The organism is Mucilaginibacter rubeus (genome assembly GCF_014643835.1).
GTDB classification, from domain to species: domain Bacteria; phylum Bacteroidota; class Bacteroidia; order Sphingobacteriales; family Sphingobacteriaceae; genus Mucilaginibacter; species Mucilaginibacter rubeus.
In genome coordinates this window covers 407,356-427,715 of the sequence record NZ_BMKD01000006.1, presented here as the reverse complement: position 1 = coordinate 427,715, position 20,360 = coordinate 407,356, and the positions used below count along the sequence as shown (strand labels likewise).

General features: G+C 45.1%; 6 protein-coding genes. 2 read left to right on the top strand and 4 right to left on the bottom strand.

Features of this window, described 5'->3' with window-relative positions; translation table 11 throughout:
* Positions 1 to 19: 19 nt before the first annotated feature.
* Both IEX80_RS20740 and IEX80_RS20735 read right to left on the bottom strand, forming a co-directional pair.
* Positions 20 to 1,963, bottom strand: a complete 1,944-nt coding sequence (locus tag IEX80_RS20740) for a RagB/SusD family nutrient uptake outer membrane protein (RefSeq protein WP_176622348.1) — start codon at positions 1,961 to 1,963, stop codon at positions 20 to 22.
* 24 nt (positions 1,964 to 1,987) lie between these two features.
* Positions 1,988 to 5,212: a SusC/RagA family TonB-linked outer membrane protein gene (locus IEX80_RS20735; RefSeq protein WP_229701696.1), complete on the bottom strand. Its 3,225-nt coding sequence runs from the start codon at positions 5,210 to 5,212 to the stop codon at positions 1,988 to 1,990.
* A 194-nt stretch (positions 5,213 to 5,406) separates the two neighbouring features.
* Between IEX80_RS20735 and IEX80_RS20730 the strand changes: the two genes are divergently transcribed.
* Both IEX80_RS20730 and IEX80_RS20725 read left to right on the top strand, forming a co-directional pair.
* Positions 5,407 to 9,396, top strand: a complete 3,990-nt coding sequence (locus IEX80_RS20730) for a hybrid sensor histidine kinase/response regulator transcription factor (RefSeq protein ID WP_229701695.1) — start codon at positions 5,407 to 5,409, stop codon at positions 9,394 to 9,396.
* Between the two features lie 304 nt (positions 9,397 to 9,700).
* Complete coding sequence (locus IEX80_RS20725) at positions 9,701 to 11,080, top strand: right-handed parallel beta-helix repeat-containing protein (RefSeq protein WP_188834004.1); 1,380 nt, start codon at positions 9,701 to 9,703, stop codon at positions 11,078 to 11,080.
* Positions 11,081 to 11,216: 136 nt separating this feature from the next.
* Here IEX80_RS20725 and IEX80_RS20720 read toward each other — a convergent pair whose 3' ends face one another.
* Together IEX80_RS20720 and IEX80_RS20715 are read right to left on the bottom strand one after the other, a co-directional pair.
* Positions 11,217 to 18,386 carry a cellulose binding domain-containing protein gene (locus IEX80_RS20720; protein ID WP_188834003.1) on the bottom strand — a complete coding sequence of 2,390 codons (7,170 nt, stop codon included), beginning with the start codon at positions 18,384 to 18,386 and terminating at the stop codon, positions 11,217 to 11,219.
* 383 nt (positions 18,387 to 18,769) lie between these two features.
* On the bottom strand, positions 18,770 to 20,254 hold the full coding sequence (locus IEX80_RS20715) for a glycosyl hydrolase family 28 protein (RefSeq protein ID WP_188834002.1): 1,485 nt from the start codon (positions 20,252 to 20,254) through the stop codon (positions 18,770 to 18,772).
* Between the last annotated feature and the right edge of the window lie 106 nt (positions 20,255 to 20,360).

Sequence of the window (20,360 nt, the reverse complement as noted above, 5' to 3'; positions counted from 1 at the left end):
GATGGTTAATTATTAATACCTATTGATTTGGTTGCTTTACAATTTTAGGATTTGCTGATAATATATCATCACCTATTTGTGAATAATAATTACCTATCTGGAACCTGTTGGCACCCGTTACAGCACTCGGTTTTACTTCTTTAAAGATCCATTTTCCGCTATTAGGATTACCCGGATTGAAATACTTATAAGGCCATAAACCGAAAGGCTGGGTATTGTGTTTGGTAGCACTACCAATATTGCTAACCAGATCAGCAACCGACATTTGGGCACCATCCCAAACTCTTGTGGCAAGTCTCCAGCGTTTCATATCATATAGGGTGTGCCCCTCAAATGCAAGCTCAACCCTCCGCTCATGCACTATCCTGTCAAAGGTGAGTGCAGCCAGGGGAGTGGTTAATCCTGCACGTGACCTTACCTGGTTAATATAACCAAGCGCAGTACCTGTTTGGCCAAGTTCAAAGGCAGCCTCTGCAGCATTCAACAGCACTTCGGCATAACGGTAACGGATAAAGTTAACGTCGCTTCCGCGGCCGCGACGGCCAGAGCCTACCGTTGGATCAAGATACTTACGGATATAAAACCCGGTTTGCGTGCGAAACTCCAATCCATTAACAGGGCCGTCTTTGCCAACAACCTGGATATTTTTACCAAGTCCCGGTACATCCTGTGTTATAGTAGCGTCGCCGCTGCTGATCACTGTACCATCGCCAAGCTGGTAGCCTGCAAAAACCTCAGTCCTTTTACCTTTGAATAAGCCATTTGGTAACAATACCGTACCTGCAAGTCGTGCATCCCTGCCTGCAAAAGCGTCAAGCTGGTTGGTATAATACACAGGATTACCTCCCGCATCTTTTGTTGCAATTGGCGCGTAGGTATTATCCAGCTTTTCAAAAGCCTCAACCAGGTTCAACGACGGATTTAAACGACCTGCGTCCAAACCTTCGTCGGACATTGAGAATGGCTGATCATTAGTGGTAAACCCGTGTACTTTACCGCCGTTGGCTTTAAAGTCCTCAACAAATATAGCTTCCTGGTTTACACTGCTTTTATCAAGGAAAATAGCAGCGAAGTTATCGCTCAGGTCAGGAAGTACTTTGTATAACTGGTAGCTGCCTGCCGAACCGTTAATAATTTCCTGAGAAGCGCTCAATGCTTTGGTATAATAAGCATTAGCCTGCGTAGAAGGAATACCAACTTCGTTCCCCGGTAATGATACCTGGGGCGTAGTGGCGCCATATTTTGCAATTGAACCTGCATATAGTGCAGCCCTTGCTTCCATGGCTAATGCTGCCGCTTTAGTTGCCCTTGATTTTTGGTTAACATCTGCCGGGAGTATTGATTTAATAGCCTCTGCTTCGCTGATAATAAAATCATATACTTCTGATTCTTTAGCACGCGGCCTTTGAAGCGGGGTAACGTTACCGGAGTAATCATAAGCCAACGGATCGGTAATTAACGGAACGCCACCCATACGTTTAACCATTTCAAAATAATAGTTAGCGCGTAAAAAGCGGGCCTCGGCAATAAAACGCGCTTTATCACCTTCGGTAAGTTTGGTGGCCGCGGTTGCACGTTGTATAAAAAGGTTCAGGTCGCGGATATAACCATAATCCCATATTGCCCATTCGCCGTAGCCCCAGCCTGTACGTTGCACAAGGAAGCTGCTGCCATTTTCTGAAGGGAAAGCCTCGCTGAAATCAGCGAATGTGCGCCATCCCGGCTCCCTGTCACCATTTGGTGACTGAGGATATTCTCTTGAGGGATAACCATCTAAACTTGAGAAATCGCGTTGTCTGTCATAAAGATCGCCAAGGATTGAAAGTACCAGGGCAGGGTCTGAAAATGCCAGATCTGTTGGCAGCACCTGTTTAGGCGGCACATCTAAAAATGAACTATCTTTTCTGCACGATCCCGCTACTACAGAGATTGCCAGCATTGTTATAATTGAAATCTTTTTCATTTGCTTTTAAACTTTAGGAATTAATTAAAAGGTTAAATTAACGCCGAAGTTGAGTACCTTACTTTGCGGAAACTGTAAACCATTATCATCGGTAGTTTCCGGGTCAACGCCATACTGTTTCAGGTTATCAAATGAAAACATGTTGTACGCGTTAACATAAAATCTCGCTCTCCTGATCTTCACTTTCTTAAGCATATCAGTCGGCAATGAATAGCCCAGTTCTAAAGTCCTGGCCCTTAAATACCTTACACTATGCAACCAAAAAGTTGAGTTACGCTGGCCGTTTAGCTCGTAATCGCTATGACCAAAACCTGGGTTCACCCTGTTTGCCGGATATTTACCCGGTACCCACGGACTGTTTAAATCAAACATATCCTGGCGGTGCCACCTGTCTTCAAATATCGAGTTCAGGTTACCATTGTTCTGGAACGCCCAGCGGGTTTCATAATTCTGGAACCAGGTATAACCTGCACCACCTGAAAAATCGGCATGGAAATCAAAGCCTTTATAAGCAGCACCAACTGTAAAGCCGAAGTTGATATTAGGCTGTGTACCATAACCGAAACCTATAGGGCGCTCGTCATACTGGTCAATTTTTCCATCGCCATTCTGATCTTTATACATCAGGTCGCCCGGCAATAAGGTACGGTTACCTTTGCCATCGTTGTTGATAGTATAGTTGTTGATCTGTTCCTGCGACGTAAACTGGCCAATAACCTGGTAGCCCCAGTCGATATGCGAGTACCTGTTTTCGGTCGAGTTGCGGTATTGATCCCATGAGTTAAAGAATAGCGGGTTATAGCTTTGCAGGTTTTTTTGGCGGGTGTAGCCAAAGTTACCGCCTATATTATAGCTTGCTTTGCCAATTTTACCGTTATAGTTAAGCGAGATCTCAAAACCGCGTTGCGAATCGCTGCTCGCGTTTTCCTTCGGCAAAGAGTAGCCTATTTCAATAGGTACCACAACATCATTTTTAGTACCTAACAAGCCGGTACGTTTACGATAGAAATAATCGATAGTACCATTCAGTGAACTGTTAAACAAGCTGAAATCGGCAGCAACATCGGTAATTTTACTTTTCAGCCATGAAATACGGGTTACAGGGATCCCTTTATCCCTTGAAGTGATAACCGCGTTGCCATCAAAAATATAGGTGCCCTGGTTGTAGTTGTAACCTGGCAAATAAGCATATGGGGCCACAATAGGATTAGCTGAATTTCCCGGATCACGGTCGTCACCTAACACACCGTATGAACCACGGAATTTCAAATCATTCAGGATACTGTTTTCGCCTAATAACTTTTTCATGAAACCTTCCTGTGTGATGCGCCAGCCGGCAGATACACCCGGGAAATAGCCAACACGTTTATCAGGAGCAAACAAATAAGATGCATCCCGCCTTGCCGAAGCTTCTAAATAATAGCGGTTGTCATAGTTATAGTTTACACGACCGATGTAACCTATACGGGTTTCGGTATTATCGCTATCCTGGTATTGATCGGCTGTTGGGAAGTAGATCAATGGCAGGTTATTTGAAATTGGCGAAGCATGGATCCAGTTACGTAAATGTTTTAACTCAATACGTTCAGAAACAAACGTAGCGCCAATGGTATGTTTACCAAAACTGTTGTTATAATTAATTTGCCATTGGTAAGTTTTGGCAAACTCTTTACGTTGCTCACGTTCGCGCCATGGGTTGGTGCTGCCGCCGGTTACATCATAGGTATCGGTAGCGGGTCTGTAGGTATACGCGTTATAGGTATACTCCTGGTTATTAAGCAAGTAATCGGCGATATAGTATGAATATAAGCCTCTTACGTTTAAACCTTTCACGCCTGGTATCTGATATTCAACACCGAAGTTGCTTTGAAGCACACGCCAGTCACTGTGATAAAGCCCCGAAAGCTTTTTGTTAAGGAAGGCATAGTTTGATTCGGTATGGCCGATATCATTAAGGTATGCCGGATTATCGTTGGCATACGGGCGCTCAAGCGGTGTATTCCTTAAAACGGCAAAACGGGCAAGGAAGTAATCATCACCACCCGGTACGCCAGGGTTTTCGCGGGTTTCGATACGGCCGTTAATGTCCAGGCTTACTTTTAAACCGTTGGCCACTTTAACCGAAACGTTCGACTGGATATTTGAACGGTTAAATTTATACTCTTTACCCAACTGCGAATTTTGATAAAGGTTAGTTGCCGAAACATAATAGTTAACCCTGTCGTTACCGCCGGTAAAATTGGCATTCACCGAGTTTTGCGGGGCGTTGTTATTGCTTTTCAAAACATAATCGCGCCAGTTAAAGCTTTGGTAACCTTTTTCGGTGCCGGCTTTATACTTATCAAGCTCGGCTTGGGTAATGCTGGTTGAGCCATTGCTGTTTACCTCGGCATCAGCGCGGTAACGCATGTAATCATATGAATTGGTTAATACGTTGGGGAACCTGTACCAGTTTTGGTAACCGGTGTAAGCATCAATATTGATGCGGGCTTCACCTGCGCCTTTTTTGGTAGTTACCACTACTACACCGTTAGCCGCACGTACACCGTAGATAGCTGCCGAAGCGTCTTTCAAAACAGAAATGCTTTCCACATCGTTAGGAGCAAGGTTGTTAAACTGGCCTTCATCCTGCTGGATCCCGTCAATTACATATAAAGGCGTACCCATGTTACGGATCTGGATGCTGGCGCTGGCACCAGGCCTGCCTTCAGACATCCTGAAAGTTACACCCGGAATTTTACCTGCCAAACCTGTACTTACAGTTGAACCGGCATGTACGCGGTCGAGGTCTTTACTGGTAACTGTTGAAATGGCACCTGTGATAGATGCCTTCTTTTGCGTACCGTAACCCGTAACAACCACCTCCTGTAAAGCCGAGTTTGTGGCACGCAACCGCACTTTTACGGCTGTTTGGCCGTTTAACGGTAATTCGAGTGTAGTAAAACCGATGTAAGTAAAAACCAAAGTGCTGTTTGCACCCGGTACGTTAATGCTGAAATTGCCTTGCGCATCGGTTGTGGTACCCCCCTGTGTGCCCTGTACCCGTACGGCTACGCCGGTAAGTACCTGGCCGGTGGTATCAACCACGTTGCCTGTTACCTTAATTTTATTTTGCGCGGATGCGCTAAACGAAAAAAGGAAACCGGTCATGATGAAAAAAGCGATTAGCATTACTTTGGGGCTCCATTTACTGGGCGGCCACTGCACATGAGGGTTTCCCCCATGCCTGAGTAGTAAAAATTTTCTCATAAATGATCTATTAATTGGTTAAGTTTTGATTTTAAAAATGTACAATTGACATATCTAAAATCATGTTGTAAAGAAAAAGGATTTTGGCCCCGGCGCTTAACCAAATCATATCAATACTTAGTCAAAAAGTATCAATTTTCGGGAGAAGGGAAACGCTGCAATAGATTGGCTATATTTGCGTTAAGCTGATTATTTTGAAACCACTATACATATTTCTATTATTTTTTACAGTATCATGCGGTATTTGCAATGCCCAGACCTACTACTTCAAGCATTACCAGGTTGAGCATGGGTTATCGCATAATACCGTTTACTGCAGCATGCAGGACAGGCGCGGCTTTTTGTGGTTTGGTACTAAGGACGGCCTGAACCGTTTTGATGGTTATACCTTTAAAACGTTCAGACATAACCCTGCAAATAAGAGCACCATCTCCAACAACATGGTGCATACCCTGTGCCTTGATAAAGAAGGTACGCTTTGGATAGGTACCGACGAGGGCCTTGATAAGTATGATCCCCTGTCAGAAACATTTACACATATCAATACGGCAAATATTAACGGTGTGCGCAGTATCACTTTTGATGAACATGATAATTGCTGGTTTGTAGCCGGAGCTTCATTAATAAGATATAACACAAAAACCGGCGAAAGAACTGATTACTGGCCTTCGCAGCATTTTGAGGCTACGTCTGTAGTAATCATTAATGGTACAGTGTGGGCTTCTTCTTCAACCGGCGCAATGGAGAAATTTGACCGGGCAAGCCGCACTTTTACCGCTTACAACGTGTTTAAGCCAACTGATAAAGTTACCTCAAAGTTTATTGAGAAGATTTATTATGCCGGTAACAACAAAATATTTGTAGGTACCAATAGTCATGGTTTTAAGGAATTTAATGCTGAAACCTATACCTACAAGGACCTGCTTAACTACAACCCGGATAAAACGGCTGTTTACGTGCGCGATTTTTTAAAATACAGCGATACAGAATATTGGATAGCCACAGAATCGGGCGTATTTATTTATGACCCGGTAAAGGGCACATTTCTTAATCTCAGAAAGCATTTCAATGACCCTTACTCCATATCGGATAATGCCGTTTATTGCCTTTATAAGGATTCGGAAGGCGGGGTTTGGGCAGGCACTTATTTTGGCGGCCTCAACTATTACCCTAAACAATATTCAACCTTTAACAAATTTTACCCCGACACTGAGCCAAATTCCCTTAAAGGAAACGTGGTGCGCGAAATTACCAAAGACATGTATGGCAACCTGTGGATGGGCACCGAAGATAACGGGTTAAACAAATTGGCTCCCGATAACACCTGGACCCATTATAATCCCGGCGGAAGTGCCAGCATCTCCAATACCAACATCCACGGTATATTAGCATTAGGCAATGAACTGTTTGTAGGTACTTTTGAACGGGGACTGGATATCATGAACATTAAAACCGGCAAGGTTGAACGCGTTTACCTGGCCGGAAGCAGAAATAATGACCTCAAAAGCAACTTTATAATTTGCTTTTGCAAAACCCGCAGCGGGCTCATTTTTGTTGGTACTACCCGTGGCATTTACAGGTATAATTTGGCAAGCAAGGATTTTACCCTGATAGATAAATTACCCCCATATGATTTCATTTACGCCATAACCGAAGACCATAAGGGCAAAATTTGGGTTGGCACCGTAAGGGATGGTATTTACTGCTACAATCCGGCAAACAATACAAGCACTAAGCTAAACTATCGTTACCCCGTTAAAAATGTGCTTAACACCACCACGGTTAACGGCGTTTTTGAGGATAGTAACCACAAACTATGGTTTGCTACCGAAGGTTTGGGTTTATGGAGATATGATCCCGAAGCGGATAGCTATAAGTTTTATGACACCAATAACGGCTTTCCGAGCAATTACATTTTCAGACTGGAAGAAGACAGCCATAAAAACCTATGGATCAGCACTACCCGGGGGCTGGTTTGCTTTAATGATAATACCGGGAGCATAAAAATTTATACAAAAGCCAACGGTTTATTAAGTGACCAGTTTAACTACAACTCGTCTTTTAAAGATGCCGACGGTACCATGTACTTTGGTTGTGTGCGTGGTATGGTTAGCTTTAACCCTGCCAGTTTTAAGCAGAATTACTTTATAGCCCCGGTTTATATAACCGGTTTCCAGGTGCACAATAAAGAGATCTCTGTTAATGGTGCCGATTCATTATTAAAACAATCTATCATCACCACAAAAAAGATCAACCTTAATTATAACCAATCTTCATTCAGTATTGATTTTGCTGCGCTGAGCTTCCCATCGCCCGAAATGACCCAATATAAATACACGATGAAAGGTTTGGATAAAGGCTGGACCGAACTTAAACGCAACCGAAAAGTTTATTTTACGCAACTGCAGCCCGGACATTACACCTTTGTAGTAAAAGCGGCAAACAATAACGGCATCTGGACCCAAAAAGAAACAAGTATTGAAATTGATATAGCACCTCCTTTTTGGGAAAGCGTTTGGGCATACATTGCTTACTGCCTGTTATTTTTACTAACAGGTTACTACCTGCTCAGAAGCTATCACCGTAAAACCCGCGAAAAAAATAAGCGCATTATCGAAACCCTTGAAAATGATAAGGAAAAACAGATCTATAATGCTAAGATTGAATTTTTCACCAACGTGGCCCATGAAATCCGTACACCTTTAACGCTTATTAAAGGGCCGATGGAAAAAGTGATCAGGCGGGCGGAGCATGTTCCGGATATTCAAAACAACCTGAAGATCATGGAAAAGAATACCAACCGGCTGCTCGATCTTACCAACCAGCTGCTTGACTTCAGAAAAACCGAAACCAATGGCTTTAGCCTCAGCTTTGTTAAAACCGATATTATGGATCTGCTTGCCGATACCTTTTTGCGGTTTAAGCCCATGGCCGAACAAAAGAACCTCAGTTATACCTTTATACATCCGGTTAAAACCGTTTATGCCTATGTTGATATTGAAGCGTTTACCAAAATAATGAGTAACCTCATCAGTAATGCCATCAAATACAGCACTTCTGTTGTTGAGATCGAACTGCTTGATCACCCGGTTAACGACCCTACCTTTACCATCGAAATAAGGAATAACGGGCACCTGATCCCTTACGAAATGCGCGAAAAGATCTTTGAGCCTTTCTTCAGGATGAAAGGGTCGGAAAAACAAATTGGCACCGGGATAGGACTTTCGTTATCGCGCTCGTTAGCCGAATTGCATAAGGGCTTATTGGTGTTGAATAAATCTATTAACGATTTTAATATATTTAACCTTACTTTGCCTGTTCACCAGGAAAAAGAATTCGACCTTCATATTACCCCCGATGAATATGAGCAGGCAGACCTAAGTAACAGAGAGGAGAATATTGACTTTATGAAACCAGTTATACTTTTAGTGGATGATAACCCTGAAATACTTGATTTTATTTCGGATGATCTGAGCGACAAATATTCGGTTATTAAAGCCCTTAACGGACAGGAAGCGTTGGATATGATAGCCATCGAGAACATCCAGCTTATTATAAGCGATGTAATGATGCCGGGAATAGATGGGTTTGAGCTGTGCAAAACCATTAAAACCAATTTCGATTACAGCCACATCCCTATCATATTGCTCACTGCTAAAAATACCCTGCAAAGTAAAATTGAAGGACTGGAAGTTGGTGCCGATGCCTATATCGAAAAACCGTTTTCACCCGAACATTTGCAGGTGCAGATAGCTAACCTGCTTATTAACCGTAATAAAATTAAGGAGCATTTTGCGAGCTCGCCGCTGGCGCATATCAAGTCGATGGCCTACTCAAAACCTGATGAAAGCTTTTTGGATAAGCTAAACGGTGTTATCTACAAAAACATCCAAAACGCCGAGCTTGATGTAGAGCAGATAGCCAATCTCATGAATATGAGTAAGCCAACGCTGTACCGCAAGGTTAAAGCTATATCCAATCTTACTATTAACGAGCTTATCAATATCACCCGCCTCAAGGCTGCCGCGCAGTTACTGGAAGAAGGTGATTATAAAATTTACGAAGTAGCCAACATGGTAGGTTACAGTTCTCAATCACACCTGGGCCGTAATTTCCTGAAACAATTCGGTACAACACCCACTGAATATCAGCAGGCTAAGCGCAGTAAAATAAAACAGGTTTAATCTTACCAGGATGGACTATCAGGCTAAGTCAGCGGCAATGGTCCTTATATAATCATATGGGCGTCCGTGAGGGTAATTCCACTCAGTTATAAACTGCAAGCCTTTTGCATCGGCGATAGCCTATGCAACCATGTGCTATTAAAGCAACCCTCTTTTTTACAATTCTTGTTTATTACCGAAGCCCCTGAACGCTGCAAGCGGGTGATTTAATTGTGCGGGCAACAATATGTGAAAAAATAACGTAGAACTGCCGGTTCCGCATAACAGGGAATGGTTGATTATCAAAACTCTTTCAGATTAATAAATGGGAAATAACAATTACTTACTAAGCATGATAGCTGGTATGCTGGTAATATCATGCTTTGCGTGTTCAAAAAGTATAAACAAAATTGAAACACCGGCAAGTTCAATTCCGGAGCAGGATGGAAAACTGAAAATTTTGAAAACCAGGCCGGTAACTACCTATACTTATACCGTTAAAACTACCGAATGGATGGTTGACGGTACAAATATCCCCGCGGGGGCTATAATATATATTCCCGCCGGTGAACGCGGGGCTTTGCTGCTTAAAAACTTTAAAGGTACAGCCGCCGCTCCTATCTTAATTGTTAACCAGGGCGGAAGGGTGTCATTCACTGCTGAAACTACCGCCTCGTATGCATTTAAGACACAAAACTGCCAGTACTTTAAGGTAATGGGAAATGGCGTTTCCTCAATTAAGTACGGGTTTGATATAAACGGCGGCAACATCGGTATGACGATGGACTATCTGAGCTCGGACTTTGAGATCGCGAATGTTGAGGTGCGTAACAGCGGGTTTGCGGGGATCATGGCAAAAACCGATCCAACATGCGACGCTGCAACCTGGCGGGGCAATTTTACCATGAGTAATGTAATAATTCATGATAATTACGTTCACAAAACAGGAGGGGAGGGCCTTTATATAGGAAATTCTTTTTATCAGAATGGCGTTTCAACTTCCTGCGGTACAGTTTTACCTCACGATATCGTGAATGCCAGGATCTACAAAAACCTTGTTGACTCTACCGGTGCCGAAGGGATCCAGGTTGGCAGTGCTACGTCGGGGTGCATGATCTATAGTAACACCGTTAAAAATCCGGGGATAAGTCCGTTTGCTTCTTATCAAAATAATGGCATACAAATAGGAGAAGGTACCGGCGGACAATGCTATAACAACCTGGTTAAGAATGCGCCCGGCAACGGCATCATTGTTCTTGGCCTTGGGGATAACCAGGTATTCAATAATTATATTATTGACTCAAAAGCTTACGGTATTTTTGCTGATTCACGGTATACGCCGGGCCCGGATTTTCAGTTTATCAATAATACCATTGTGGGCTCTGTTTTAGGAGGTATAAAGTTAAACTCCGAAACTATCCCCATGAATACCGTTATTAATAATGCTATCATACAATCGGCATCGGTACAGCCGATAATTTTAAAAAGCACCAGCGTTAAACTTACCGAATCAAATAATTATATAAACACAGATGTAAGTGTTTGCGGGTTTGTAGATTATAACGGAGATGATTTCCATTTACAACCGTCATCGCCGCTTATTGATCAGGGGGCAAACGTTTTATCATACGGCATAAAATTTGATTTTTATAATGCTGTACGCCCATCGGGTACGGCTTTTGATATTGGGGCTACCGAGTATTAATATTTAATACACCAAGCGTTTCTGTCAGGGGTAAAGGGAATTTCTGTAAAAGCAAAAGGGACGGCAACCCTGCCATCCCTTTTTGCGTTTTAAAGTTTTTAGCTTTAAGCTTTGTGCATTCTGCTTTTAGCTAAAATCATGGGCTTACTATCATGCGCAATGGTGCCAGATTGTTGATCTGAACAAAGTAAACACCGGTCATATACGAGCGGGTTAACTGAACCCCAAGGTTACCGCCAAAACCACGATACCTGCCGCTTTGCATAACCTTGCCAAAATTATCCCGGATAACCAGGTTGATCTCTTTCTGCTCCAGGTCGGGCGTTAGTTTAATGTTGAAGCTGCGTGCAGCCACCGGGTTTGGGTAGATCACATTGTTTTGAACAGTACCGATAGGTGCGCTGTTATCCTGTACAATACCGGTTTTTTGACCTATGGTTGAAGCCAGCGAATTGCTGCTGAGCAATGTAGGTTCAGTTCCATAAATCAGCTGATCTTTATAGTAAACGGTAATATGGCTGTTAAGCGCCATAGCAGCTTTAGCAGCAAACGAATAATCATTGGCCTCGTTAAATGCCGACCAGTCTGTTTTATTAACCTGGTATTGAATGTTACCGGTATTGCTTAAGGGGTAAAGCGAACCGGCCGATGGATCGATGGTTAATTCAAGATAGGTGTCTGCCCCGGTTAAAGGGGGACTTAAAGTAACAAACCGGTTGTTGATTTTGCTGTTGCCCAGTTTGGCATAGCTTACCGAGAAATTCAATCCTGCTGTGCCTTCGCGGCTAAACCAATAACGAACGGAAAGATCGCTGTAATTGACAGGCACGTTTCCGGTATTGTTAAGCGCCAGGTAGGTACTGATCGTATTTCCGGAAGTGCTTTGATTTTGGTTTTGATAAGATACAGTAAAAGCCGTGGTAGCTGTAACTGCAGCAGGCTCGGTACCGTAAATTAACTGCCCGTTGCGGTAAAGGGTGATATGGCTGTTTGCGGCATAGCTCCCGGTGTATGGCAGGTATGAATAATCATCGGCCTCCGAAAAGTTTGACCAGTCCTGGTTGGCAAACCTCGACTGAATAACCCCGGAATTGCCGCCTGCGCTGAGCTGGCCGTTATTCAGGAAACCATATTCTATATAACCCAGGGCGCCTGTGCGCGGGTTGGGTAACTGAACATATTTCATGGTAACGTTACTGTTCCCCATTTGGGCATAATCAATCCACGAATTGATCCCGGCATAATTTTCCGCGGTAAACCAATACCTCATGGTCAGTTCGTTTAAATTAATGGCGACAGAATCCTGGTTAACAATTTTCAGAAATGGCTTAATGAGATTGTTTACAGGCTGGTTGTTATCCCCATCGGAGGATTGTACCTGGACATTGTATGGCAATACGATGAAGGTTTTGCTTGAGGCTGTCGTGTCAAAACGAGTGTTGCCACCTTGCTGCGCTGTAATAGCACTGCTGCCCGCGCCTACAATATGCAGCTTATTATTGATTATCGTAGCTACGTTTAAGTTTGAGCTGGTGTAAACAACTGTAAGCCCGGAAGTAGCTGTCGCATTCAGGCTGACATCTGCATCGCCAGGCCTGCTTAGAGGTAACGCGGCAAAACTGATGCTTTGGCTCAGCTTGTTAACGGTAAGTGTTTGTGTAACCGGTGATGCCGCAAGATAATTAGCATTCCCACCCTGGGAGGCGGTGATCACGGCGGTACCCGCACCGGTTATGTGCAACTTTCCGCCCGCTATCTGAACTACCGTACTGTCCGAACTGCTATAGCTTACCGCAAGGCCAGAACTGGCTACAGCACCGGCCGCAAAATCGCTGTCGGCAACTGTTTTTGCAGGGATCGCATTAAACGTAATGGTTTGTGCGTTTTGGCTAATGGTGAGGCTTTGATTAATAGAAGTAGCTGCTTTAAAACTGCTGTTTCCGGCCTGGGAAGCAGTGATGGTTGTTGTTCCGGCCGCTTTAATGTGGATGTTGCCATTGATCACACTGGCAACAGTAGTATCTGAACTGCTGTAAGAAACCGCTAAACCTGATGAAACTGTCGCCAGGGGTACAAAATCTGCATCACCGAATGTTTTTCCGCTGAAGGAGGCGAAGGTAATTGTTTGATCGCCCAATATATCGGCAGCAATTTCGGTGCTGCTTAATGCCCTGCCGTAGATCTTGAAATTATCAATGGAGCCTTTGAACATCGGATCGGCAAACTGCGATTTGCCCAGGTAATTTTGTGTGGTGCTGCCGAGCGCCGATGGTTTGATGGTAATGTTTGTTGAGGAGGCAACTGATGTACCATTTATATAAAGTGTAGTAGTAGTGCCCGCCCGGGTTACCGCCAGGTAGGTCCAGGTATTTAATGGGAAGGTGTAATTGTAATTGATATTCTGTTCTGCAGCCGAGCCGTTTTTAGTAGCGTAACGAATGGTTGACTGCCCGTTGGTAACACCGGCCTGTACAGTAAGGAACATGTATTGTGTGGTGCTTGAGCCAAAGTCAAAAACACGCATCCAGGTACTTATGGCGTCCATCCGCACCCAGGCAGATATGGTAAAATCGTTCAAGGTACTGAAAATACCGGCAGGCAATGTTGCATAAGCGTTCGCCGAACCATCAAGCAGCAAAGATTTTCCATATTTACCCGCAGCACGACTTGCTGTTGCCGCGAGTGCAGCATGATTGGCACCCCAGGCATCAATGCCTTTGCTGCCGCTTACCTCATCAAATTGATAAAAGTCGCGTTGCCCGGCATTGGGTTTAGCAACCACTTCTGTGCTTTTGGTACCTTCGCCGGTACTGTCTGCAGGGGCTATCACATAAAAATAGGTTGTGCCATTGCTTACATTGCTGTCGGTGAAGGTAAGGTTACTAACCGACCCAAGTGCGGTATATGGCCCGCCGGAAGTTGTTGAACGTTTAACGTTATAACTGTAGCCGGGAAGTGATTGCCATTCAAGGATGTTTTTGGCATCGCCCGCGGCAACTGTCAAAGAGTTTACAGCACTGCTAAGTACCGTGAGTACCAATGTTGAAGTACCTGTTGTACTGCCGTTGCCTGCCGACAGGCTTACATTAAAGGTGCCTGATTCCGTTGGTGTTCCTGAAATTTTGCCTGATAAAGAATCAATTTGTAACCCGGCCGGCAATCCACTGGCCGAAAAATGGTTGGGCGACTTAATTCCGGTTACGGTATAAGTCATAGGTTTTCCTATCAGCGTGGTATCAGTTGGCGCGCTGGTGATAATTACCGGTAATGGCCGGTCGTCCAGCAGCACAACGTCATTGCCCGTACCGCCTTTATAGCTGATGCGCAGCGTAAAACTGCCAACGGTTACCGGAGCAAGTTCGGGCAAGCCTTTAAATGTACCGGATATTGCCGCACTTCCGGTGTTATCAATGATAGTGAACGAACTTCCCTGGGCCAGGCTGGTCGAGTCGATAGCCGTGATCTGCAGTTTAGGCTGGTTCACTAAATTAACAACGGCTGTACTTACCTTATCATTGGTGGCCGAACTGGTGCTTAACTCTGCTTTATAGGTGGCATCGGCATTCATGGTGAGGGTACCCACTTTTATGATGCCAATGGCCTGGTTACCGGGTGCCAGTACCGCTCCTATACCCGAACCGGTACCAATAGTAGCCGATGACGTGCTTTTGCCACTGCCGCCAAACGTGCCGGCCGTGGCAACCACCGGACTGGTGAATGTGCCGCTGTTAGGATCGTTATTGAGCAAATAAGTGCCGTTTTTTATCGTCGTTGTTCCGGAATAAGCCTGGTTACCGGTAAATGTCAGAATAGCTGTACCAACTTTCTCTACGTTCATACTGCCGGTCATCGTTCCGCCGTAGGTGGTAGTTATGTTCAGTGCACCGATGCTGATGGTTGGGCTGCCGCCACCATCTGTACGGATAGCACCGCGGCCGCTTAACGCACCAAAACTGATAGTGCCGGTAGGGAACATAATGCCCTGGCAATCATTACCGTTGGCGTCAAGGTTCCATGAAGCATTCGCGCTGCCTGACTGGGGTACTTCAAAGCGGGTACGTGAGTTGCCGCTGCGTAATTTGGATACAAAGTACCCGGTGAAGCTGCTGTTATCGGCAAACAAATGTAAACCGGCATATACGTTACCATCCTGAATAATTGTTCCACTGCCGGTAAGTCGCCCGTAAAGGTTCAATGCGTTGCTGGTTTGGTAAAAATAACTGGTTTTTCCGGCAGCTATTTCAATATCGTTGTACAAGGTAGCATCGCCGTTGGCCGAAAAAAGCGCGCCGCCGTTCATGGTTATTTTTCCGGTACCGAGCGGGCCTGATGTAGGGGCGGAAGGCGCTCCTGTACTTGTTCCCGATACTTCCATGCCATAAACCGGCGGCCAGCTTTGCCCGTTTCCGTTGAGGATAGTACCGCCGGAGTAGGTGTTGTTGCCCCCTGCATACAGGAACCCGATACCGTTCTTGAGCAGGCTGCCTGAGCCTGTTATTTGCCCGGTTAATACTACGGTGCCGCTCACGTTGGGTGTGTTTACATTAAGTAATGTATCGAGTGTTACAGGGATCTTCAGGGTTTGGTAGCCAGAACTGTTATTAACCAGGTCATTTCGCAAATGAATTGCTGCGCCGTCAATGGTATAGCTGCCGGCGTTTGCATTAAACTGAATTCTCGAGGCTACAAGGTTTGGGATGTCGTTGGTCAGTACGGTATCTGCACTGTTTTGAAAAGTAATAATGGCTGGATTAACAGGTGTCGCGTTTTCCTGCCAGTTGCTGGCCAGGGTAAGCGAGTCGGACTCGGGCTGCTGGCTCCATGTTGAAGTGCTTGAGCCGGGTACGCCAAATGTTTCGGCCGAATTGGAGCTTTCTTTGGTTTGGCCCACAGATGAAACAACATAATAGTATGGGCTACCGTTGCTTACATTCAGATCCGCGTATGCCGTAGTTGAAACATTGGCTACAGTAGCATAAGGACCGCCGCTTATGGTAGCGCGTTTTACATTATAAGTAGCCGCCCCTGCTGCTGTATTCCAGCTCAAGTCAACCTCCTTGTTTTTATTAACAGCTGCAGGCTGCGCCGGGGCAGCCGGTGGTACTGATGAAAAAATAACATTTGAGTTTCCGCTTTCCAATGTTCCGGCAAGCGCGGTCACTACATAATAATTGTTTACCTCGGGTACAGGGCTGGCATCAATATATGATGTGTTGGTTATACCTGATTGTATAGTGGTAAACGGCCCGGTGGATGACGACGACCGTTTTACCGAATAGCTGGTAGCATTGGCTGAAGCTACCCAGGAAATATTAATTTGTGTAGCGTTAACAACCGCTGCCGCAGCTGAAGCGGGCGCTGCCGGCGCCTGGTTATTGACCACATTCAGCATGAGCGTTGCCGTGCCGGTGCCGCTGGCATTAGTGGCTGCTATGGTAATTTCGCTTTGCCCTAACGTGGTAGGTGTACCCGAGATGATACCGGTAACCGCATCAATGCTAAGCCCCGATGGTAAGCCAGTGGCACTATAAGAAGATGGATTAGCACTGGCTACGATGTTATAACTGAAAGGCGCACCACTGGTAGCTGTGGCGGTGGTAGCGCTGCTAATCTCCGGAGACCCGGCAGGTGCAGATTGACTATAGGCCACATTACTGAACGTGGCGGTATTTAGTGCCGAGTTATTACTGGAAAGGGTATAAAATCCGGCATACAAATCAGTGGGGAAACCTGTTGCAGAATACCAGCAACCGAGCCCGGTCCAACTAATGCCATCCTGCGAATGGTATGTAAATATGCGGGTACCTACACGCTCAATTTTTAACCACCAGGGGGCTTTGGGTTGGTAGTGGTTTCCGGCACCGCCTGTAGCTTTAAGGAAAATATCATAAAAAGCTGAACCGGGCGCCAGCGATTGGCGTAACATGACCCCGCAACCACCGGTATTTAACGACATATTCTCAACTTTTACTACCAGGCCGGCATCGCCGCTAATTTTCTTAAAATTAAAGCTAAAAGCATTACTGGTGGAGGTTCCGGCGCCTTGAAGTGTCCAAACCCCGTTATTGTAGGCAGCGCTGCCCGCCAACCCGGTATTACCGATATCAATATTGGTGAGATTGCTCACCGGCTGCACATGATCGGCAGGATAATATACCTGGGGCAACTTAACCGCGGTAGATGTATCCGATGATTTCAGGTATAGGAAATTGCCGCCTGCCGGAGAATAATTGGTGGCGCCGGGCTGCATTAACGCTGCTCTCATCCTGTCGGTATTAGGGGTAGGTATTCCCTTGCGTACAGCATAAGCGCTGTAAATAAGATTAGTCATGTCGCCGACCCTTGCTCCGGGCTGAATTCCCCAGCCGGTCCAATAACTTGCATAGCCCCCCAACGGGATAAAGGTCATTGCTGCTCCGTCAAAAGCGTATTTATGATACAGCTCACCGATAGCTAATACCCGGTTATCCAATTCGGCAAACATATCTGCTCCTTGCTTGTAGGCAACTTCTGCGCCCCATGCCAGTGCGGCTGCCTGTACGCGCCAATGGTCGTCGCGGCCCGAATCTCCTACTTCACCACCGGGCAATGAATTGCGCATCCCACCTCCGGCATCCATCCGGTACACTTCCACCGCCTGGTTAAACCGGGTTACATCATCGCAAAAAACCGAGGCGGCAAGGGCAATTTTTAACTGAATAGCCCCTTTATTCGCGTCGCGCAAGGGGCTTGGTACCCAGGAAGTAGGGAATAAAACATTAGCAAAATAATTTTTTACGTGCTGTGTGTTGGCTGCGGTCCAACCGGGAAAGGTACAACGAAGGATTTCAGCACCTACGCCCCAATACTGGGCATAATCGCCAATATCCAGCATGGATTCTCCGCCGCCCCAGGTAGTATTGGTTACTGCCCATGCATCCAACATATTGGTAGCTTTGCGGGCATAAGTAGAGTCGCCCGTAAACCACCACATCCAGGCCAGGTTGTGAACAGCCTGCATATCATCAATCCAGGCGCTGTTGTTGAGATTGGGCGCCCTGGTAACCGTTGCAAAAGGACCCTTTTGCCCATAGCCCAATTGTGAATGCGAGTCGTTTTTAAATGCGTTATAACCAGATAGCCATGGTTCACGGCTAATGTTGGCTTTCAATTGATCCAAATCGGCCCGGTTAAAGGCCACGCCAGGATGGACAAAAGGTTGGGCGCATACACCCATCGTGACAAACATCGACAGCGAAAACAACAGCACCCTTATCTGCCGGTGCGTACCTGTCAAATAATTACAAAGCGTAAAAAGTTTTTTCATGGTTTAATTGTTTAGGTAAACATGTTTACTGCCGTTCCGGCATGTTTGGAAGTCGTGTAAGGACGTGGAACAAAACAGTTTTATAATCAGACACATCAAAGACAATGACTGCTGTAAATGATACTCACAGAAATGTGGTGTTTTTGAAATTTTTAAGCCAGGCTTTCGACTTTAAATCGCTCGGAATAAGTCTCTTTAGTATGGGAGCTAAGTGGGGGGAGAAGAGAAAAAGACATAGCTGTTCGGAACATTTTTTCAATTATTGATAGGAAAAAAATCACACACTGCTGCGCTTTTTTATTCCGAACACCGTTTATGAAATTGGAGGCGTAAGAAAATAATGCGTATGACGAGATGGTCAATAAGCCTTACGTTTATCCGGCTTAATCCTTGCTCAGAAACTGGATCCCATCTACATGTTCACCCACAAATATATTGGCCATGTCACTTGTTTTATAAAAGCCGGGTTTGCCCGGCATCTTATCGAATATCAGGGTGCCGTTTATCTTCAGGTTTTCAAATATAACGTTCCTGATGCCGCGTTTGTCATCGTAGCCGACTATAATAGACATATTAGCCCGCTTGCCGTTATAATTAACATTCCTGAACAGTATGTTCTCGATCCCCAGCCCGGGAGAGGTGTTATATTTTCGGTTGTACATCACCCTTAAATTAAACAGTTGCCCCTTGCGGATATCCTCAATCTCCACGTTTTCAAAACTGACATTCCTGATCAGGTTGCTGTCGCCGGCATTAAGTGCTATGCAGCCCTGGTAATCAAGCTGGTTTTCGTTATGGTCAAGTACAGTCATATTCTGAACCCGGATATTTTGTAAGGTATCCGGGTGGTCAGTATCGCCGTGCGTACCAATCAGCAGGGGATGGGCTACATCAGCCCATAAAATGGCGTTGTTAATTGAGATATCTGAGGTATTGCCGTAATAGTTCCAGCGGTGACCGTAAATGGCGATGCAATCGTCAGAGTTTCGCATGTATATATGATCAAGCTTAATATCCTGACTGCAAAAGATGTCGATACCATCGGCATTACCGGTTGCACTGAAAGCTTTGAAATTACTTATACTCACATGCTTTGATTCGCCCATCAAAATAGAATAACCCGTTGGTAATTCAATGATCCCGTCGACACTGACGTTATTGCTGTTCTGGATGATCAAATGGTCATTCCTTAATTTTGAGAGTGTTCCTGTAGTATTTTGGGGTTTAACGCTGTCGCCCTGTACCGGGTGCTGTGTAAGGATTCCGCGGCCGCAGATCCTGACGTTCTCTGCATGATCTATAACAAATGAGCCTTCAACAATAGCGCCGCCGGCCACATACACGGTTTTACCCGAGGGGATCACCATCCGGCCGATTTTATGGATGCCCGGGCCGAAATAAAGTGTTTGCGCATTGGCTTTTGTGGGACGGCTGTTTTCTATAGGATTAGCAAAAATCTGCAGGTTTTCAAAAATGTTGCCGTTTACCTCTAATGAAACATATTGCGAAGCGTTTAATTCAAATTCCACAACGTTGCCTTTAACCTCGGGCTTGATGCCGTATGCCGTAGGTCTGATCCTTACTTCTTTGATATTCCCCTGGTTTAGCTTAACCCGAAGCTTTATCGAACCGGAACAATCAAAATAAGTAAAAGTGGTTTTTTTAATAATGCGCTGCGCGTCAAAACGAGCCGCTACATCGGCGGTATATACATCTAAGGGCTGCCAGTTGCCTGTGCCCTGCCGCACATCTACTTTAACTGTATTATTAACCAAGTTACTTTCGGGTGCTTTATAAGTTATGATTTCTGCCTTGACTGTTTTTAATAAAAATACGACTGCACATGTCAGTGCCAGGAATTTGTTCATAGAAGTTTTTATAGTGTATAGAGGAAGACAATAAAGGCGGATTCTCATACTCAATAAAAAAACTATATCGAAAAAATAACTGCATTTGCCGGAGATAATGTGCCCT

Excerpts from the sequence above, each read along its gene's own strand:
- IEX80_RS20740 (WP_176622348.1), bottom strand. The coding sequence starts at position 1,963 with ATGAAAAAGATTTCAATTATAACAATGCTGGCAATCTCTGTAGTAGCG.
- IEX80_RS20735 (WP_229701696.1), bottom strand. The coding sequence starts at position 5,212 with ATGAGAAAATTTTTACTACTCAGGCATGGGGGAAACCCTCATGTGCAG.
- IEX80_RS20725 (WP_188834004.1), top strand. The coding sequence starts at position 9,701 with ATGGGAAATAACAATTACTTACTAAGCATGATAGCTGGTATGCTGGTA.
- IEX80_RS20720 (WP_188834003.1), bottom strand. The coding sequence starts at position 18,386 with ATGAAAAAACTTTTTACGCTTTGTAATTATTTGACAGGTACGCACCGG.
- IEX80_RS20715 (WP_188834002.1), bottom strand. The coding sequence starts at position 20,254 with ATGAACAAATTCCTGGCACTGACATGTGCAGTCGTATTTTTATTAAAA.